Annotated in this window: 17 protein-coding genes; 8 read left to right on the plus strand and 9 right to left on the minus strand. The window is 70.8% G+C overall.

Going from position 1 to position 18,078, the window contains the following annotated elements; all coding sequences use genetic code 11:
* Window positions 1-20: 20 nt before the first annotated feature.
* Genes pgl through tkt form a run of 5 tightly spaced genes read right to left on the minus strand, consistent with a single transcriptional unit; the run spans window position 21 to window position 6,682 of the window.
* Window positions 21-803, minus strand: coding sequence for a 6-phosphogluconolactonase (gene pgl, locus ACFXI4_RS04420; protein WP_384988077.1), 783 nt, complete (start codon window positions 801-803; stop codon window positions 21-23).
* Window positions 800-1,921 (minus strand): glucose-6-phosphate dehydrogenase assembly protein OpcA, encoded by a 1,122-nt coding sequence (gene opcA, locus ACFXI4_RS04425; protein ID WP_384988079.1) that lies wholly within the window; start codon window positions 1,919-1,921, stop codon window positions 800-802. Before opcA ends, pgl begins: the two co-directional genes overlap by 4 nt.
* Window positions 1,918-3,441, minus strand: a complete 1,524-nt coding sequence (gene zwf, locus ACFXI4_RS04430) for a glucose-6-phosphate dehydrogenase (RefSeq protein ID WP_384988081.1) — start codon at window positions 3,439-3,441, stop codon at window positions 1,918-1,920. The genes opcA and zwf overlap by 4 nt, the downstream gene beginning before the upstream one ends.
* Window position 3,442: 1 nt before the next feature.
* Window positions 3,443-4,561 carry a transaldolase gene (gene tal, locus ACFXI4_RS04435; RefSeq protein WP_384988083.1) on the minus strand — a complete coding sequence of 373 codons (1,119 nt, stop codon included), beginning with the start codon at window positions 4,559-4,561 and terminating at the stop codon, window positions 3,443-3,445.
* A 33-nt stretch (window positions 4,562-4,594) separates the two neighbouring features.
* Window positions 4,595-6,682 (minus strand): transketolase, encoded by a 2,088-nt coding sequence (gene tkt / locus ACFXI4_RS04440; RefSeq protein WP_384988085.1) that lies wholly within the window; start codon window positions 6,680-6,682, stop codon window positions 4,595-4,597.
* 379 nt (window positions 6,683-7,061) lie between these two features.
* Here tkt and ACFXI4_RS04445 point away from each other — a divergent pair, with 379 nt between their 5' ends.
* From ACFXI4_RS04445 to ACFXI4_RS04460, 4 genes are all read left to right on the plus strand, one after another.
* Window positions 7,062-8,015, plus strand: a complete 954-nt coding sequence (locus ACFXI4_RS04445) for a heme o synthase (RefSeq protein WP_384988317.1) — start codon at window positions 7,062-7,064, stop codon at window positions 8,013-8,015.
* A 58-nt stretch (window positions 8,016-8,073) separates the two neighbouring features.
* Entirely contained in the window at window positions 8,074-8,412 is a 339-nt protein-coding gene (locus tag ACFXI4_RS04450; protein WP_384988087.1) for a hypothetical protein, read from the plus strand.
* 172 nt (window positions 8,413-8,584) lie between these two features.
* Window positions 8,585-9,691: an amidohydrolase family protein gene (locus ACFXI4_RS04455; RefSeq protein ID WP_384988089.1), complete on the plus strand. Its 1,107-nt coding sequence runs from the start codon at window positions 8,585-8,587 to the stop codon at window positions 9,689-9,691.
* A gap of 18 nt (window positions 9,692-9,709) precedes the next feature.
* Window positions 9,710-10,453, plus strand: a complete 744-nt coding sequence (locus tag ACFXI4_RS04460; protein WP_384988091.1) for a nucleotidyltransferase domain-containing protein — start codon at window positions 9,710-9,712, stop codon at window positions 10,451-10,453.
* Here the strand turns inward: ACFXI4_RS04460 and ACFXI4_RS04465 are convergent.
* From ACFXI4_RS04465 to ACFXI4_RS04480, 4 genes are all read right to left on the minus strand, one after another.
* Window positions 10,402-11,424, minus strand: a complete 1,023-nt coding sequence (locus tag ACFXI4_RS04465) for a heme A synthase (RefSeq protein ID WP_384988093.1) — start codon at window positions 11,422-11,424, stop codon at window positions 10,402-10,404. The genes ACFXI4_RS04460 and ACFXI4_RS04465 overlap by 52 nt on opposite strands.
* A gap of 215 nt (window positions 11,425-11,639) precedes the next feature.
* Window positions 11,640-12,410, minus strand: coding sequence for an ABC transporter permease (locus ACFXI4_RS04470; RefSeq protein ID WP_384988095.1), 771 nt, complete (start codon window positions 12,408-12,410; stop codon window positions 11,640-11,642).
* The gene (locus ACFXI4_RS04475) at window positions 12,407-13,330 is read right to left on the minus strand and encodes an ABC transporter ATP-binding protein (protein ID WP_384988097.1); all 924 of its coding nucleotides are present in this window, start codon (window positions 13,328-13,330) and stop codon (window positions 12,407-12,409) included. Before ACFXI4_RS04475 ends, ACFXI4_RS04470 begins: the two co-directional genes overlap by 4 nt.
* A gap of 46 nt (window positions 13,331-13,376) precedes the next feature.
* Window positions 13,377-14,180, minus strand: a complete 804-nt coding sequence (locus tag ACFXI4_RS04480; protein WP_384988099.1) for an aminoglycoside N(3)-acetyltransferase — start codon at window positions 14,178-14,180, stop codon at window positions 13,377-13,379.
* Window positions 14,181-14,352: 172 nt separating this feature from the next.
* On the opposite strand from ACFXI4_RS04480, the gene ACFXI4_RS04485 reads away from it, so the two are divergent.
* From ACFXI4_RS04485 to ACFXI4_RS04500, 4 genes are read left to right on the plus strand one after another with little or no spacing between them, the layout of a single operon-like run.
* Complete coding sequence (locus ACFXI4_RS04485) at window positions 14,353-15,087, plus strand: helix-turn-helix transcriptional regulator (RefSeq protein ID WP_384988101.1); 735 nt, start codon at window positions 14,353-14,355, stop codon at window positions 15,085-15,087.
* The gene (gene sufB / locus ACFXI4_RS04490) at window positions 15,084-16,505 is read left to right on the plus strand and encodes a Fe-S cluster assembly protein SufB (protein WP_351326265.1); all 1,422 of its coding nucleotides are present in this window, start codon (window positions 15,084-15,086) and stop codon (window positions 16,503-16,505) included. Before ACFXI4_RS04485 ends, sufB begins: the two co-directional genes overlap by 4 nt.
* A gap of 59 nt (window positions 16,506-16,564) precedes the next feature.
* A complete protein-coding gene (gene sufD, locus ACFXI4_RS04495) occupies window positions 16,565-17,749 on the plus strand; it encodes a Fe-S cluster assembly protein SufD (protein ID WP_362721414.1) in 1,185 nt (394 codons plus the stop codon).
* Window positions 17,746-18,075: a non-heme iron oxygenase ferredoxin subunit gene (locus tag ACFXI4_RS04500; protein WP_384988103.1), complete on the plus strand. Its 330-nt coding sequence runs from the start codon at window positions 17,746-17,748 to the stop codon at window positions 18,073-18,075. Before sufD ends, ACFXI4_RS04500 begins: the two co-directional genes overlap by 4 nt.
* Window positions 18,076-18,078 lie beyond the last annotated feature (3 nt).

The raw sequence follows: 18,078 nt of genomic DNA on the forward strand, positions 1-18,078 counted from the left end.
GGGCTCTTCGCGAGGAGCTCTCAGGGCGAAGCCGGCGGATACAGCGACCGTGGCAGCTGGGAGGCGGCTGCCGCGTCCAGGAGCCAGAGGGTGCGCTGGCGCCCCCGGGCGCCCGCTGCCGGGGCCTGGATCTCGCCCGCGCCCGACAGGGCGATGGCGACGGCCTCGGCCTTGTCCTCGCCCGCCGCCAGCAGCCAGACCTCGCGGGCCGAGCGGATGGCGGGGAGGGTGAGGGAGACGCGGGTCGGCGGGGGCTTCGGGGAGCCGTGGACTCCCACCACCGTGCGTTCCGTCTCCCGGACGCCGGGCAGCTCCGGGAAGAGCGAGGCCACGTGCGTGTCCGGACCGACGCCCAGCATCAGGACGTCGAAGGTGGGTACCGCGCCATGGTTCTCGGGGCCGGCCGCGCGGGCCAGCTCCGCCGCGTAGGCCTCGGCCGCCGCCTCCACGTCCGTGCCCCAGGGGCCGTCCGACGCGGGCATGGCGTGCACGCGCTTCGGGTCCACCGGGACCTGGTCGAGCAGGGCCTCGCGGGCCTGGGTGTCATTGCGCTCGGGGTCGCCCTCGGGCAGGAACCGCTCGTCGCCCCACCACAGGTCGAGCCGGCTCCAGTCGATGGCGTCCCGGGCCGGAGCCGCCGCGAGAGCCGCGAGCAGGCCGTTGCCGTTGCGGCCGCCGGTGAGGACCACGGACGCCTCGCCCCGGGAGGCCTGGGCATCCACGATCTTCGTGATCAGGCGGGCCGCGGCGGCCTGCGCCATCAGCTCCTTGTCGTGATGCACGACCAGCTGGGGAGTGCTCATGTCGCCTTCGCCCTCTTCGTCAGCGGCGGCCGTTCCTGCGGCGCCGCTTCTGTCGTGGGAGCCTCGGCAGCGGCTTCGGGGGCTGCTGCCGTGCCGGGGACCGGTTCTCCTTTGGCCGACGGCTCCGGAGCCGGAGCCGCCTGCGCGGCCGACGCCGCCGGCGCCTCGGGGGCCGCTTCCGTGGCCGCCGCCGACGCGTTCAACCGCTCCACACCGAAGCGCAGCGCCGACGCGTACGTGTCGTCCGGGTCGAGCCGCCGCAGTTCCTCCGCGATGAGCTCGGCCGTCTCCCGCCGCTTCAGCGCCACCGCCCGGTCCGGCTGACCGTCGATGGACAGGGTGGCGAGGGCACCGTCCGCGCGGTCCAGCGCGATCGCTCCCGCGCTGGTCTCCATCCGGACCGCGGTCAGGCCCGGGCCCGAGGAGAGGGAGCGCTTGACGGGGACGTCCAGCCGGTCCGCGAGCCACATCGCCAGCAGCTCACAGCTCGGGTTGAACTCCTCGCCCTCCACCTCGACGGCCTTGACCTCGCAGACCACCTGGTCCAGGGCCGCCGCCAGCATCGAACGCCAGGGCGTGATCCGGGTCCAGGACAGGTCCGTGTCGCCGGGGGTGTAGCTGTCCGCGCGGGCGGACAGCTCCCGTACCGGCTGCTCGGAGGAGTAGGTGTCGGTGACCCGGCGCTGGGCGAGGGCGCCCAGCGGGTCCTTCGCCGGGTCGAGCGGGGCGTTGACCGGCCACCACACGACGACCGGCGCGTCCGGCAGCATCAGCGGCAGCACGACCGAGTCGGCGTGGTCGGCGACCTCGCCGTGCAGCCGCAGCAGCACCGTCTCGCCGGAGCCGGCGTCCGCGCCCACCCGCACCTCGGCGTCCAGGCGGGACGCCGTGCGGTCGCGGGGGGAGCGGGAGACGCGCTTGATGACGACCAGGGTGCGCGAGGGGTGCTCGTGCGAGGCCTCCTCGGCGGCCTTGAGGGCGTCGTACGCGTTCTCCTCGTCGGTGACGATGACGAGGGTGAGCACCATGCCGACGGCGGGTGTGCCGATGGCCCGGCGGCCCTGCACCAGCGCCTTGTTGACCTTGCCGGCCGTGGTGTCCGTGAGGTCTATCTTCATGGCCGGCGCCAGCTCCGTCCGTCTCGTGCGAGCATCTCGTCGGCCTCGACGGGACCCCAGGTGCCCGACTTGTACTGCGCGGGCCTGCCGTGCTGGTCCCAGTACTGCTCGATCGGGTCCAGGATCTTCCAGGACAGCTCGACCTCCTCCGTGCGCGGGAAGAGGTTGGCGTCGCCGAGCAGGACGTCCAGGATCAGCCGCTCGTAGGCCTCCGGGGACGACTCGGTGAACGACTCGCCGTAGGCGAAGTCCATCGACACGTCCCGGATCTCCATCGAGGTGCCCGGCACCTTGGAGCCGAAGCGGACCGTGATGCCCTCGTCGGGCTGGACGCGGATGACGATCGCGTTCTGGCCCAGCTCCTCCGTCGCCGTGTGGTCGAAGGGGGAGTGCGGGGCGCGCTGGAAGACGACGGCGATCTCGGTGACCCGGCGGCCGAGCCGCTTGCCGGTGCGCAGGTAGAAGGGGACGCCCGCCCAGCGGCGGTTGTCGATCCCGACCTTGACGGCGGCGTAGGTGTCGGTCTTCGACTTGCCGTCGATGCCGTCCTCTTCGAGGTACCCGATGACCTTCTCGCCGCCCTGCCAGCCGGCCGCGTACTGGCCGCGCACGGTGTGCTTGCCCAGGTCGTCGGGGAGCCGGACCGCGCCGAGCACCTTCTCCTTCTCGGCGGCCAGCGCGTCCGCGTCGAAGGAGGCGGGCTCCTCCATCGCGGTCAGGGCCATCAGCTGGAGCAGGTGGTTCTGGATGACGTCACGGGCGGCGCCGATGCCGTCGTAGTAGCCGGCGCGGCCGCCGATGCCGATGTCCTCGGCCATGGTGATCTGGACGTGGTCCACGAAGGACCGGTTCCAGATCGGCTCGAACATGGTGTTGGCGAAGCGCAGTGCCAGGATGTTCTGGACGGTCTCCTTGCCGAGGTAGTGGTCGATCCGGAACACCTGGTCCGGTTCGAACACCTCGTGCACGACCTTGTTGAGCTCCTCGGCCGACTTCAGGTCGTGGCCGAAGGGCTTCTCGATGACCGCGCGCCGCCAGGAACCGCCGCCCTGGTCCGCGAGCCCGTGTTTCTTCAGCTGCTGGATGACCACCGGGAAGGAGCGCGGCGGGACGGACAGGTAGAAGGCGAAGTTGCCGCCGGTGCCCTGCGCCTTGTCCAGCTCCTCGATGGTGGAGCGGAGCCGCTCGAAGGCGTCGTCGTCGTCGAAGGTGCCCTGGACGAAGCGCATCCCCTGGATGAGCTGCTGCCAGACCTCCTCGCGGAACGGGGTGCGGGCGTGTTCCTTGACGGCGTCGTGGACCTCGGCGGCGAAGTCCTCGTGGGCCCACTCGCGGCGGGCGAAGCCGACCAGGGAGAAGCCCGGCGGCAGCAGACCACGGTTGGCGAGGTCGTAGACCGCGGGCATGAGCTTCTTGCGGGAGAGGTCGCCCGTGACGCCGAAGATCACCAGACCCGACGGTCCCGCGATACGCGGGAGCCGTCGGTCTGCGGGGTCACGCAGCGGGTTGCTGCTCGACAATTTAGCCCTCCGAGGGGGCCAGGCGCTCCAGCTCCGCCTGGGTCGACTTGAGCAGGTCGTTCCAGGAGGCCTCGAACTTCTCGACGCCCTCGTCCTCCAGAACCTGGACCACGTCGTCGTACGAGATGCCCAGCCGCTCGACGGCGTCGAGGTCGGCGCGGGCCTGCTCGTAGGTGCCGGTGATCGTGTCGCCGGTGATGCCGCCGTGGTCCTCGACCGCGAGGAGGGTGGCCTCCGGCATGGTGTTGACCGTGTTCGGCGCGACCAGGTCGTCGACGTACAGGGTGTCCTTGTACGCCGGGTCCTTGACGCCGGTGGAGGCCCACAGCGGGCGCTGCTTGCGGGCGCCCGCGCTCTCCAGCTCGGCCCAGCGGGAGGTCGAGAAGACCTCCTCGTACGCCTGGTACGCGAGCCGCGCGTTGGCGACGGCGGACTTGCCGCGCAGCGCCTTGGCCTCGTCGGTGCCCAGGTCGTTCAGGCGCTTGTCGATCTCGGTGTCCACCCGGGACACGAAGAAGGACGCCACCGAACGGATGAGCGAGAGGTCCAGGCCGCGCTCCTTGGCCTTCTCCAGGCCGGAGAGGTAGGCGTCCATGACCTCGCGGTAGCGCTCCAGCGAGAAGATCAGCGTGACGTTGACGCTGATGCCGAGGCCGATGACCTCGGTGATCGCCGGCAGGCCCGCCCTGGTGGCCGGGATCTTGATGAGCGTGTTGGGGCGGTCCACCAGCCAGGCCAGCTGCCTGGCCTCGGCGACCGTCGCCTTGGTGTTGTGCGCCAGGCGGGGGTCCACCTCGATGGACACCCGGCCGTCCTGGCCGTCGGTCGCGTCGAAGACCGGGCGCAGGATGTCGGCGGCGTCGCGGACGTCCGCCGTGGTGATCATGCGGATCGCCTCTTCGACGGTGACCTTGCGGGCGGCGAGGTCCGAGACCTGCTGCTCGTAGCCGTCACCGGAAGAGATCGCCTTCTGGAAGATCGTCGGGTTGGTGGTGACGCCCACGACGTGCTGCTGGTCGATCAGCTCGGCGAGATTGCCGGACGTGATCCGCTTGCGCGACAGGTCGTCCAGCCAGATCGCGACGCCTTCTTCGGAGAGGCGCTTGAGTGCGTCTGTCATGGAATTACATCTCCTACGTGTCGTATATGAGCGTCAGCGCTGGGCGGCGGCGATGGATTCCCGGGCCTTGGCGGCCACGTTCTCGGCGGTGAAGCCGAACTCGCGGAAGAGCACCTTGCCGTCCGCGGAAGCACCGAAGTGCTCCAGGGAAACGATGCGGCCGGCGTCCCCGACGTACTTGTGCCAGGTGAGGCCGATGCCCGCCTCGACCGACACCCGCGCCCGGACGGACGGCGGCAGGACGCTGTCCCGGTACCCCTGGTCCTGCTCCTCGAACCACTCCACGCAGGGCATGGAGACGACCCGGGTGGGTACGCCGTCGGCCTCCAGCTGCTCGCGCGCCTCGACGGCGACGTGCACCTCGGAGCCGGTGGCGATCAGGATGACCTCGGGGGCGCCGTTCGACGCCTCGAAGAGGACGTAACCGCCCTTGACCGTGTCCTCGTTGGACTCGTACACCGGCACGCCCTGGCGGGTCAGCGCCAGACCGTGCGGAGCGCCCTTGCCGAAGACCTTGGTGTAGCGCCTGAGGATCTCGCGCCAGGCGATCGCGGTCTCGTTGGCGTCCGCCGGGCGGACCACGTTCAGGCCGGGGATGGCGCGCAGCGAGGCGAGGTGCTCGACCGGCTGGTGGGTGGGGCCGTCCTCGCCGAGACCGATGGAGTCGTGGGTCCACACGTACGTCACCGGCAGGTGCATCAGCGCCGACAGCCGCACGGAGTTGCGCATGTAGTCGGAGAAGACGAGGAACGTACCGCCGTAGACACGGGTGTTGCCGTGCAGGGTGATGCCGTTCATCTCCGCGGCCATGGAGTGCTCGCGGATACCGAAGTGGATGGTGCGGCCATAGGGGTTCGCGCCCGGCAGCGGGTTGTCCGCCGGCAGGAACGAGCTGTCCTTGTCGATGGTCGTGTTGTTCGACCCGGCGAGGTCGGCGGAGCCGCCCCACAGCTCGGGGATGACCGCGCCCAGCGCCTGGAGCACCTTGCCGGAGGCGGCGCGGGTGGCGACGCCCTTGCCGGGCTCGAAGACCGGGATCTTCTCCTCCCAGCCCTTGGGCAGCTCGCCCGCGGCGATGCGGTCGAAGTCGGCGGCCCGCTCGGCGTTGCCGTCGCGCCACACCTGGAACGCCTTCTCCCACTCGGCCTTCGCCGCGGCACCGCGCTCGCCGGCCTGCCGGGTGTGGGCGATGACCTCCTCGGCGACGTCGAAGTGCTTCTCCGGGTCGAAGCCGAGGACACGCTTGGTGGCCGCGACCTCGTCCTCGCCGAGCGCCGAGCCGTGGGCGGCCTCGGTGTTCTGGGCGTGCGGGGCCGGCCAGGCGATGATCGAGCGCATCGCGATGAAGGACGGCTTGTCCGTCACCTTCTTCGCGGCTTCGATCGCGTTGTAGAGGGCGTGCGGGTCCAGGTCACCGTTTGGCTGCGGGGCGACGCGCTGGACGTGCCAGCCGTAGGCCTCGAAGCGCTTGACGGTGTCCTCGGAGACGGCCGTCTCGGTGTCGCCCTCGATCGAGATGTGGTTGTCGTCCCACAGCAGGACCAGGTTGCCGAGCTTCTGGTGGCCGGCCATCGAGGACGCCTCGGCGGAGATGCCCTCCTGGAGGCAGCCGTCACCGGCGATGCAGTAGATGAAGTGGTCGAAGGGGGACTCGCCCTGCGGCGCGTCCGGGTCGAACAGGCCGCGCTCGTAGCGGGCGGCCATGGCCATGCCCACCGCGTTGGCGACACCCTGGCCGAGCGGGCCGGTGGTGGTCTCCACGCCCTTGGTGTGGCCGTACTCCGGGTGGCCCGGGGTCTTCGAGCCCCAGGTGCGGAAGGACTCGAGGTCCTCCAGCTCCAGGCCGAAGCCGGCCAGGTAGAGCTGTGTGTAGAGGGTCAGCGACGAGTGACCGGCGGACAGCACGAAACGGTCGCGGCCCACCCAGTCGGGATCGGACGGGTCGTGCCGCATCACCTTCTGGAAGAGGGTGTACGCGGCCGGCGCCAGGCTCATCGCCGTACCCGGATGGCCGTTGCCGACCTTCTGTACGGCGTCGGCGGCCAGGACGCGGGCGGTGTCGACGGCCCGCTGGTCCAACTCGGTCCAGTCGAGGTCTGTGGTGGTCGGCTTGGTGCTCACCCTGGGTCAGGGCTCCTCTCCACATGTTCGGTTACCGGTCCACGGGCACGTGCCCGCACCGGCTGCCGGTGCACTGGGTGCCCACCGGCCGCTGTCGAGCCTACCCCCGTAAGGACGTGCGTTTTTTCGAGTGTTTCCAGACTGCCGGGCCTTGCGGGGATCCGCCTCCCGACTGGCCGGGAAGGCGTTCGGCACATGAATACGGAACCGCTCATCTGACTGCTCAACCGAGCTGCCCCACGGCTCTCCCGAGTCGTGCGCCAACACGACCCCACCCCCGCGAAGGCCGGGGTATGGGCAACGTCTAAAGTGGCGTGGTACGCGCGAGCCTTTACCGGGACTTCACACGGGGAGGCTTGCTGGGATGTCTCTGTCAGGGGTGTGCGTGACGGCCGTCGAATCCCGTCCAGCGGGGGTACTCGGTGCGAGCGAGAGCCCGAGTCACCGGCCGATCGGGGCCCGTGTCAAAGCTTTCGTGGCGCTGACCAAGCCACGGATCATCGAGCTGCTGCTCATCACCACCGTTCCGGTGATGTTCCTGGCGCAGCGCGGCGTGCCGGACATGATGCTGGTCCTGCTCACCTGCGTCGGCGGTTATCTCTCCGCGGGCGGCGCCAACGCGCTCAACATGTACATCGACCGGGACATCGACGCGCTGATGGACCGCACCTCGCAGCGGCCCCTGGTGACCGGCATGGTCAGCCCGCGCGAGTGCCTCGCCTTCGGTGTCACCCTGGCAGTCGTCTCCACCCTGTTGTTCGGTCTCACCGTCAACTGGCTGAGCGCCTGGCTGTCACTCGGAGCGCTCCTCTTCTACGTCGTCGTCTATACGATGATCCTCAAGCGCCGTACCTCGCAGAACATCGTGTGGGGCGGCATCGCCGGCTGCATGCCGGTACTGATCGGCTGGTCGGCGGTGACGGACTCGCTCTCCTGGGCGCCGCTCATCCTCTTCCTGGTCATCTTCTTCTGGACGCCGCCGCACTACTGGCCGCTGTCCATGAAGGTGAAGGACGACTACGCGCGCGTGGGCGTGCCCATGCTCCCGGTCATCGCCTCCAACAAGGTGGTCGCCAAGCAGATCGTCATCTACAGCTGGGTGATGGTCGTGGTCTCGCTGCTGCTGACGCCGCTCGGCTACACGGGCTGGTTCTACACGGCGGTCGCACTGGCCGCGGGCGGCTGGTGGCTCTGGGAGGCGCACGCGCTCCAGAACCGCGCGAAGTCCGAGGTGACGGGCGGCAAGCTCAAGGAGATGCGCCTGTTCCACTGGTCCATCACCTACGTGTCGCTGCTGTTCGTGGCGGTGGCGGTCGACCCCTTCCTGCGCTGACACAGGTCACACGGCCCTGCCCTCGCCAGTCGATCTACTCGCGAGTAGCATCCTGTCCATGGCAGACACGCAGCAGGTTGAGGCGGACCAGAAGGCGGACCAGAGGGCCGAGCGCAAGGTCGCGCGCCTCGCCAGGCAGATCGGCGGCTTCGCCAAGGCCCACGGCGGCGCCGAGGGCCAGGTGGCCCACATCGGCGAACGCGGCGCCCGCATCGTTCTCGTCGGCGGGGACGGCGGCTGGGGCGACCTGGTGGCCCCGAGCACCGAGATCGCCCGGCAGGCGGTCGAGAAGGCCGGCATCACCGTCCACGAATCCTTCGACGGCGAGTTCGCGGCGAAGGTGACGACGGGTCCGTACGAGTGGAAGCGCATGGCCGGTATCCAGATCGGCGGCTGACCGGCTGTTTTCGGGGGCGCGGGGCTGTCGACATGCGGCTCCGCCGCGCGGGCGCGACCAGCCGCACGTGGTCCCCGGCCGCCGTGCAACCGGTACCACCCACTTCCGACCGCGACCTCAGTCCCTGTTCACCCGTTAAGACGGTCAAGTAGCCGTCCACGGGGGAGCCCGGATGATCGAGACGCCGTCCTTGGTGGACCAGTACTGCCACGGAGTGCTCCGCACCGAGCTGGGCCTGGGCACCTTCGAGGCCCAGCTCGCCCGCACCGAAGGCCCTCCGGCCCCCGGCACCACCCTCTTCGACACCCAGACCGGTTTCGCGGTACGACGCTGGTGCCCCCCGCTCCTCGGCCTGGAGCCGCACTGCCCGCCCGCCCGCTACCTGGCCCGGCGCCGTGAACTCGGCGTGCTGGAGGCGGGCCGCCGGCTGCTGCGCGGCACCGGCATCACCACCTACCTCGTCGACACCGGCCTTCCCGGCGACCTCACCGGCACCGCCGAGATGGCCTCCACCGGGGCCGCCGAGGCCCGGGAGATCGTCCGCCTGGAGCTCCTGGCCGAACAGGTCGCCGACACCTCCGGCACCGTCGAGTCGTTCCTCGCCAACCTCGCCGAGTCGGTGCACGGCGCGGCGGCGAACGCGGTGGCCTTCACCTCGGTCGCCGGACTGCGGCACGGCCTCGCCCTGGCCCCCGAGCCGCCCGGACCCGGTGAGGTGAGAGGCGCCGCGGGCCGCTGGCTGGCGGGCCGCCGGGTCGGCGGCGAGCTGACCGACCCGGTCGTGCTGCGGCACCTCCTGTGGATCGCCGTGGCCTCCGGTCTCCCGCTCCAGCTGCACGCGGGTCTCGGTGAGCCCGGCACCCGGATCGACCGTACCGACCCCGTCCTGCTGACCGACTTCGTCCGGGCCACCGCCGGCCTGGGCACCGACCTGGTCCTGCTGCACGGCTACCCCTACCACCGGCACGCCGCCCACCTGGCCGGCGTCTTCCCGCACGTGTACGCCGACTCGGGCGCGGCCCTGGTGCGCACCGGCGCCCGGGCCGCGACGATCCTCGCCGAGATCCTGGAACTGGCCCCCTTCGGCAAGATCCTCTTCTCCAGCGGCGCCCACGGCCTGCCCGAACTGCACGTCGTCGGCGCCCGCCTCTTCCGCGATTCCCTCGCCCGGGTGCTCGGCGGCTGGGTCGCCGAGGGCGCCTGGTCACTGGGCGACGCGCAGCGCGTGGCCAAGCTGATCGCGGCGGGCAACGCGAGACGGGTGTACGGGCTGGGGTGACCTGTACAGACTGAGCGCATGGACACGGAGACGTTACTGACCCGGTTCGTCGGCGAACTGTCGGTGCTGGACCCGGTCGCCGTCTGGGCACACGGCTCGCTCGCCGCAGGTGACTACCAGGAGGGCCGCAGCGACCTGGACCTGATCGCGGTGCTGCCGGGACCGGTGACCCCGGCCGTCGCATGGCGGGTCGCCCTGGCACACGCCCGCCTGCGTGCGCTGCCGCTCGCCGCCGGCCTGCACTGCACCTATCTGACCCCGGGAACCGCGGACGACGCCACCCGTCGCCACCTGACCTGGGCGCACGAGCAGTTGTTCAGGCGGCCGGTCACCCCGGTGGCCCGGCGTGAGCTGCACACTTTCGGGCGGGTGTTGCAGGGGCGGCCGCCCGGGGCGCTGCTGCCACCGGTCTCGGACCGGGAACTGGCCGACTTCGTCGTCCGCGACCAGCGGGACTACTGGCGGCCCGCCGTCGACAGGGCCCCGCTGTGGACCCGGCACGTCTGGGTCGACGTCGGGATGACCACGTTCGCCCGAGCCACGGTCACCGCGTGCGAGGGCCGGCTGATCTCCAAACGCGAGGCGCTGGACCTGCTGCCGGGGCTCGGGGCGCCCGTCGAGGTCGTCGAGGACATCCGTGGCCGCCGCTACGGCGACCCCGCGCCGCCCACCGAGGAGTGGACGGCGCGCAGGGCCCGGCTGACCCGGGACTACCTGGGGCCGGCGATCGACGCGCTCACGGCGTCGGTGTCGTACGACTGAGCGGGCAGGCCGGGTTCGGCCGCCACGCCGGCGCGTTCCCGCAGGGAGAACAGCACCCGCAGCACGCCGATCCACACCAGGCAGGAGCCGAACATGTGCAGGCCCACCAGGACGGTGGGCAGGTGCGTGAAGTACTGGACGTATCCGATCACGCCCTGGCCGAGCAGGATCAGGAACAGGTCACGGACGCGGTCACGCGGCCCCTGGGGCGCGCCGACGCCCTTGAGGAAGAACCACAGGGCGAACGTCAGCGACACCACGATCCAGGCCAGCACCGCGTGCAGCTCGGCGACGCCCTCCCAGCTGACGTCGATGCGCTCCACCTCGCCGGAGTCGCCCGGATGCGGGCCGGCCCCGGTCACCACCGTGCCCACCGCGATGAGCAGCAGCGACACGGCCACCAGGGCCCACACCAGCTGCTGCACGGCCTTGCCGACCAGCAGACGCGGCTCGCCGTCGCCCTCGCGGGTGCGCTGCCACATCAGGGCGGCGACCGTGATGAGGGCGGTCGCCAGCAGGAAGTGCGCGGCGACGGTGTACGGGTTCAGGCCGACGAGCACCACGATGCCGCCGAGGACCGCGTTGCTCATCACGAGCCAGAACTGCGCCCAGCCCAGCCGGGTCAGGCCGCGCCGGTACGGCTTCACGGAGCGGGCGGCGATGATCGCCCAGCCGACCGCCGCGCACAGCACATAGGTCAGCATGCGGTTCGTGAACTCGATGGCGCTGTGGTAGCTCAGCGCGGTCGTCGGGGTCAGTGAGCCGTCGGTGCACTCGGGCCAGGTCGGGCACCCGAGGCCGGATCCGGTGAGCCGGACCGCGCCGCCGGTGACCACGATGACCACCGACATCACTAGTGCGGCGAGGGCCGCGCGCCGGACGGTCCGGGGATCCGGGGTCCAGCGGTCGGCGATGAAGGCGAGCGGGTTGCGCACGGCCGCTACGGCATCGGCGAGGGTCAGCTTTGGCACGGGACCATCGTAGGGGGACGCTTGTGCACGAATTCACGTGGGTGCCCCGCCGGGCGCGACCGCCGGCTGTGACGCGAGCGGCGGCGCGCTGCCGAGCACCTCCTCGATCCGAACACGGGAGGTGGTCTTCCCGCCGCGTGCGTCTCTCATTCGTACGGGTGACACCTGGGCCTCACCCGTCGCGCCGCGCAGGACCGGACCGCGTCATCCCCTCGTCACTCCCAGCGGAAGAACCGTGCCGCCGCCCCCAGCCCCAGCACCGCCCACACCGCGAGGATCCCCAGGTCGCCCCACGGGATTCCGGCGCCGTGGCGCAGGACGTCGCGCAGGCCGTCCGAGAGGGCGGAGACGGGGAGCAGGCCGAGCACGTCCTGGGCGCCGCCGAACTTGTCCAGCGGGACGATGACCCCGCCGCCGACGAGCAGCAGGAGGAAGACCAGGTTGGCGGCCGCGAGCGTCGCCTCCGCCTTGAGGGTGCCCGCCATCAGCAGCCCGAGGCCGGAGAACGCGGCCGTGCCGAGGACCAGGAGGAGCAGGACGGCCAGCGGGCTGCCGTGCGGGGACCAGCCGAGGGCCAGCGCGATCACCGTCAGCAGGATCACCTGGAGGGTCTCGGTGACCAGGACCGACGCCGTCTTCGCCGCCATCAGGCCCCAGCGGGGCAGTGGCGAGGAGGCGAGCCGCTTCAGGACGCCGTAGCGGCGCTCGAAGCCGGTCGCGATCGCCTGGCCGGTGAAGGCGGTGGACATCACCGCGAGGGCGAGGATGCCCGGGGCCAGGAAGTCGACCGACTTCCCGGTGCCGGTGTCCACGATGTCCACCGAGCTGAACAGGACGAGCAGCAGCGTCGGGATCACGACCGTCAGCAGCAGCTGCTCGCCGTTGCGCAGCAGCATCCTGGTCTCCAGGGCGGCCTGCGTCGCGATCATGCGGGGCAGCGGGGCGGCACCCGGCTTCGGGGTGTAGGTGCCCGTCGCGGTGGTCATGAGCGCAGCTCCTTGCCGGTCAGCTCCAGGAAGACGTCCTCCAGCGTGTGCCGTTCGACCGAGATGCGGTCGGGCATCACCCCGTGCTGGGCGCACCACGAGGTCACCGTCGCCAGCAGCTGGGGATTGACCTTGCCCATGACCCGGTAGGAGCCCGGGGTCAGCTCGGCGGCCGAGGAGTCGGCGGGCAGCGCCTTGAGCAGCGAGCCGACGTCGAGACCGGGGCGGCCGGAGAAGCGCAGGGTGTTCTCGGCGCCGCCCTTGCACAGCTCCTCGGGGGAGCCCTGGGCGATCACCCGGCCGGCGTCGATGACGGCGACGTCGTCGGCGAGCTGCTCGGCCTCGTCCATGTGGTGGGTGGTGAGGATCACCGAGACGCCGTCGGTGCGCAGGTCCCGCACCAGGTCCCAGGTGGCCCGGCGGGCCTGCGGGTCGAGGCCGGCGGTCGGCTCGTCGAGGAAGACCAGTTCCGGGCGGCCGACCACGGCCATGGCGAGCGCGAGGCGCTGCTGCTGGCCACCGGAGAGCCGGCGGTAGGAGGTACGGCCGCAGCCGCCGAGGCCCAGCCGCTCGATCAGCGCGTCCACGTCCAGCGGCTGCGCGTGCAGCCTGGCCACGTGCCGCAGCATCTCGTCCGCGCGGGCGCCCGAGTAGACACCGCCGGACTGGAGCATCACGCCCACTCTGGGGCGCAGCTCGGCGGACTGGCGCACGGGATCGAGGCCCAGGACGCGCACCGACCCGGAATCCGGCCGGCGGTACCCCTCGCAGGTCTCGATCGTCGTCGTCTTGCCCGCTCCGTTGGGGCCGAGCACGGCGGTCACCCCCGGGCGGGCCACCAGGTCGAGGCCGTCCACGGCGGATTTCGTACCGTACCGCTTCACCAGGTCCCGCACCTGGACCACGGGCTCACTTCGCATGGAGACAGAGTCTAGGTACGGCAGCCGTCACCCGGACGGCCGGGTACTAGATCTCCTCCTCACGGGGTCGGTGCACGGCCAGCCATCGCTCGGCATAGGCCACCGCCTCACGCACCGGGAAGAGCCGGGCCGCGGCCGCGCCGACCGTCGCGCGGACGACGGCGGGCCGGTCGCGTTCGAAGTCGTGACCCAGTTCGTCGAAGCGGTCGGAGGTGATCGACACCTCGGTCACCACCTCCCAGCCGCCGCCCGCGGCGGGCCGGCCGACCCGGACGCGGGGCGACGGTATCCGGTACTCGGCGAGGTGGAAGGCGGTGCAGGTGGCATAGCCGGTGCCGAGCATCAGCACACGTGCGTCCAGTGCCTCCAGGCGCCCCAGCGGGCTCCGCTCGCCGAGCCGGCAGTCGGCGGCGTGGCCGCCGACGATCTCGGCCGCCCGGGGGCCGACGGCGGCGAAGGAGGTCTGCGGATGTGCGCTGCGCAGGGCGCCCGGCCAGGTCCGCACGGTCTCCGGGAGCACGCCGACCCCGCGCGCCGGGGTGATCCGGGGGTCGTACGCCGGCATGGTCGCCCGGATGTCCGCCCACCACTCCTCGGGGACGGGCGGGTCGCGCCAGACCGCCGGGTCCGAGAGGTCGCCGGTCTGGGTGGGGACCACCAGGGTGCCGTCCGGACCGAGCGCGTCGAGAAGACTTTCGACGACCGCAACGGCTCCGCCGTTGACCCATCCGAGGGAGCTGAGCGAGGTGTGCACGAGGAGGGTTTCGCCGGCCTCGACACCGAGCTGCCGAAGCTGCTTCGCGAGGGTGTCCCGGGTGACAAGAGGGCCGGTCGGAGGGGGTGTGGGCATGAGTGTGGAGTGTTGCGGACGGGGCCGCCGGACGCCACCGGATTGCCTGGGGGGTGATCGTTCAGAGATCGTTTGCGCAGGTCAGATTAGGTATGCCTAAGTGACGCAGGGCACCGTCCGGCGGTCCGGACGCCGCTTGCCTGGCTCCGAGGAATTACGCAACAATGGCGTTGTGAAAAACGTCGGCGAAGCTCGGGAGACCCCCACGGGGACCCCGCAGGAGGAACTCGCGACCGGTGAGCGCTCGACGCGCAACCGGGTCGCGCGGTCGATCCTGGACCACGGGCCGTCGACCGTCACCGAGCTGGCCGGACGCCTGGGCCTGACCCCGGCGGCCGTACGCCGGCACCTGGACGCCCTGGTCGCCGACGATGTCGTGGAGTCTCGCGAGCAGCGGGTGTACGGAGCGCGGACGCGTGGCCGCCCCGCCAAGGTCTTCGTCCTCACCGACTGCGGCCGCGACGCCTTCGACCAGTCCTACGACACCCTCGCCGCCGACGCGCTGCGCTGGATCGCCGAGCAGGGAGGCGGTCAGGACGCCGTCGCCGCCTTCGCGCGGGCCAGGATCGCCGCGCAGGCGAGCGCCTACCGCAAGGCGATCGAGGCCGTGAGCCCCGACGACCGCACGGAAGCGCTGGCCAAGGCCCTGAGCCGGGACGGGTACGCTGCAACGGCGCGCACCGCACCGGTCGGCGAACAGCTGTGCCAGCACCACTGCCCGGTCGCCCATGTCGCGGAGCAGTTCCCCCAGCTGTGCGAGGCGGAGACGGAGATCTTCGCCGAACTGCTCGGAACGCACGTCCAGCGGCTGGCGACCATCGCGCACGGCGACGGCGTCTGCACGACGTTCATCCCCAAGATTTCCACTGACGCATCTGCTAGCACGGCCGGGAGGAACCCCGCATGACTCTCCCCACGGAGACTGCCCACCCCGAACTCGAGGGCCTGGGCAAGTACGAATACGGCTGGGCCGACTCCGACACCGCCGGCGCCTCCGCCAAGCGCGGCATCAACGAGGATGTCGTCCGGGACATCTCCGCGAAGAAGTCCGAGCCGGAGTGGATGACCAAGCTCCGCCTCAAGGGCCTGCGCCTCTTCGAGAAGAAGCCGATGCCGAACTGGGGTTCCGACCTGTCGGGGATCGACTTCGACAACATCAAGTACTTCGTGCGCTCCACGGAGAAGCAGGCGGAGTCCTGGGAGGACCTGCCCGAGGACATCAAGAACACCTACGACAAGCTGGGTATCCCGGAGGCGGAGAAGCAGCGCCTGGTCGCCGGTGTCGCCGCCCAGTACGAGTCCGAGGTCGTCTACCACCAGATCCGCGAGGACCTGGAGGAGCAGGGCGTCATCTTCCTGGACACCGACACCGCGCTGAAGGAGCACCCGGAGCTCTTCAAGGAGTACTTCGGCACGGTCATCCCGGTCGGTGACAACAAGTTCGCCTCCCTGAACACCGCGGTGTGGTCGGGCGGCTCCTTCATCTACGTGCCGAAGGGCGTGCACGTCGAGATCCCGCTCCAGGCCTACTTCCGGATCAACACCGAGAACATGGGCCAGTTCGAGCGGACCCTGATCATCGTCGACGAGGGTGCCTACGTGCACTACGTCGAGGGCTGCACCGCCCCGATCTACAAGTCGGACTCGCTGCACTCCGCGGTCGTCGAGATCATCGTCAAGAAGAACGCCCGCTGCCGCTACACGACCATCCAGAACTGGTCGAACAACGTCTACAACCTGGTCACCAAGCGCGCCGTCGCCTACGAGGGCGCGACCATGGAGTGGATCGACGGCAACATCGGCTCCAAGGTGACGATGAAGTACCCGGCCGTCTACCTGATGGGCGAGCACGCCAAGGGCGAGACCCTCTCCATCGCCTTCGCGGGCGAGGGGCAGCACCAGGACGCCGGCTCCAAGATGGTCCACATGGCGCCGAACACGTCGTCCAACATCGTCTCGAAGTCGGTCGCGCGCGGCGGCGGCCGTACCTCCTACCGCGGCCTGGTCGAGATCGGCGAGGGCGCGGCCGGGTCCAAGTCGAACGTGCTGTGCGACGCGCTGCTCGTCGACACCATCTCCCGCTCGGACACCTACCCGTACGTCGACGTCCGCGAGGACGACGTGTCCATGGGCCACGAGGCGACCGTCTCCAAGGTCTCCGAGGACCAGCTCTTCTACCTGATGAGCCGCGGTCTCTCCGAGTTCGAGGCGATGGCCATGATCGTGCGCGGCTTCGTCGAGCCCATCGCGAAGGAACTGCCGATGGAGTACGCGCTGGAGCTCAACCGGCTGATCGAGCTGCAGATGGAAGGCGCGGTCGGCTGACCCCACCGCCCCCTCCCCGCAAGCCACTTACGGAACGGAAAGCGAGCACTACGACAGCCATGGCTGAGGCTCAGTACACACCGGTGGGCTCCACCACCGCCGGCTCGATCGCGGTCGCCGCCGAGTCGACCGTCGCCACGCGCACGAGCGCGCCGCCCTCCTTCGACGTGGCGGACTTCCCGGTCCCGCACGGCCGCGAGGAGGAGTGGCGGTTCACCCCGCTGGAGCGCCTGCGCGGTCTGCACGACGGCACCGCCGTCGCGACCGGCGAGGGCGTCAAGGTCGCCGTCGAGGCCCCCGAGGGCGTCACCGTCGAGCTGGTCGGCCGCGACGACCCCCGGCTCGGCCGGGCCGGTACCCCCGTGGACCGCGTCGCCGCCCAGGCCTACTCCGCGTTCGAGCAGGCCGGTGTGGTCACGGTCCCCAAGGAGACCGTCCTCACCGACCCGATCCGCATCGCCGTGCACGGTGAGGGCGGGGTCGCCTACGGCCACCAGGTGATCGAGCTGGGAGCCTTCGCCGAGGCCGTCGTCGTCATCGACCACACGGGTGACGCCGTGCTCGCCGCCAACGTCGACTACCTGCTGGGCGACGGCGCCAAGCTGACCGTCATCTCCGTCCAGGACTGGGACGACAAGGCCGTGCACGTCGGCCAGCACAACGCGCTGATCGGCCGGGACGCCACCTTCAAGTCGTTCGTGGTCACCTTCGGCGGCGACGTCGTGCGCCTGCACCCGCGCGTCGCCTACGCCGGCACCGGCGGTGAGGCCGAGCTGTTCGGTCTGTACTTCACCGACGCGGGCCAGCACCAGGAGCACCGGCTGCTCGTCGACCACAACACCCCGCACTGCAAGTCGAACGTGGCCTACAAGGGTGCGCTCCAGGGCGAGCAGGCACACGCGGTCTGGATCGGCGACGTCCTCATCGAGGCCAAGGCCGAGGGCACCGACACCTACGAGATGAACCGCAACCTGGTCCTCACGGACGGCGCGCGCGTCGACTCGGTGCCGAACCTGGAGATCGAGACCGGCGAGATCGTCGGCGCCGGCCACGCCTCCGCCACCGGCCGTTTCGACGACGAGCAGCTCTTCTACCTGATGGCGCGCGGCATCCCGGAGCACGAGGCCCGCCGCCTGGTGGTCCGCGGCTTCTTCGCAGAGCTGGTCCAGCAGATCGGTGTCCCGGACATCGAGGAGCGGCTGCTCGCCAAGATCGAGGAGGAGCTGGAGGCCGCGGTCGCATGACAGCCCCGACAGCGTTCGTACGCGCCTGCGGCCTGAGCGAGCTGGAGGACGACACCCCGAAGCGGGTGGAAATCGACGGCACGCCGGTCTCGGTCGTCCGCACCGAGGGAGAGGTGTTCGCGATCTACGACATCTGCTCCCACGCCAACGTCTCGCTCTCCGAGGGCGAGGTGGAGGACTGCCAGATCGAGTGCTGGCTGCACGGCTCCAGCTTCGACCTGCGCACCGGCAAGCCGTCCGGCCTCCCGGCCACCCGCCCCGTCCCCGTATACCCCGTAAAGATCGAAGGGGACGACGTGCTCGTCTCCCTCACCCAGGAGTCCTGAGGC

Source organism: Streptomyces sp. NPDC059224, assembly GCF_042754285.1.
Classification (GTDB): Bacteria; Actinomycetota; Actinomycetes; order Streptomycetales; family Streptomycetaceae; genus Streptomyces.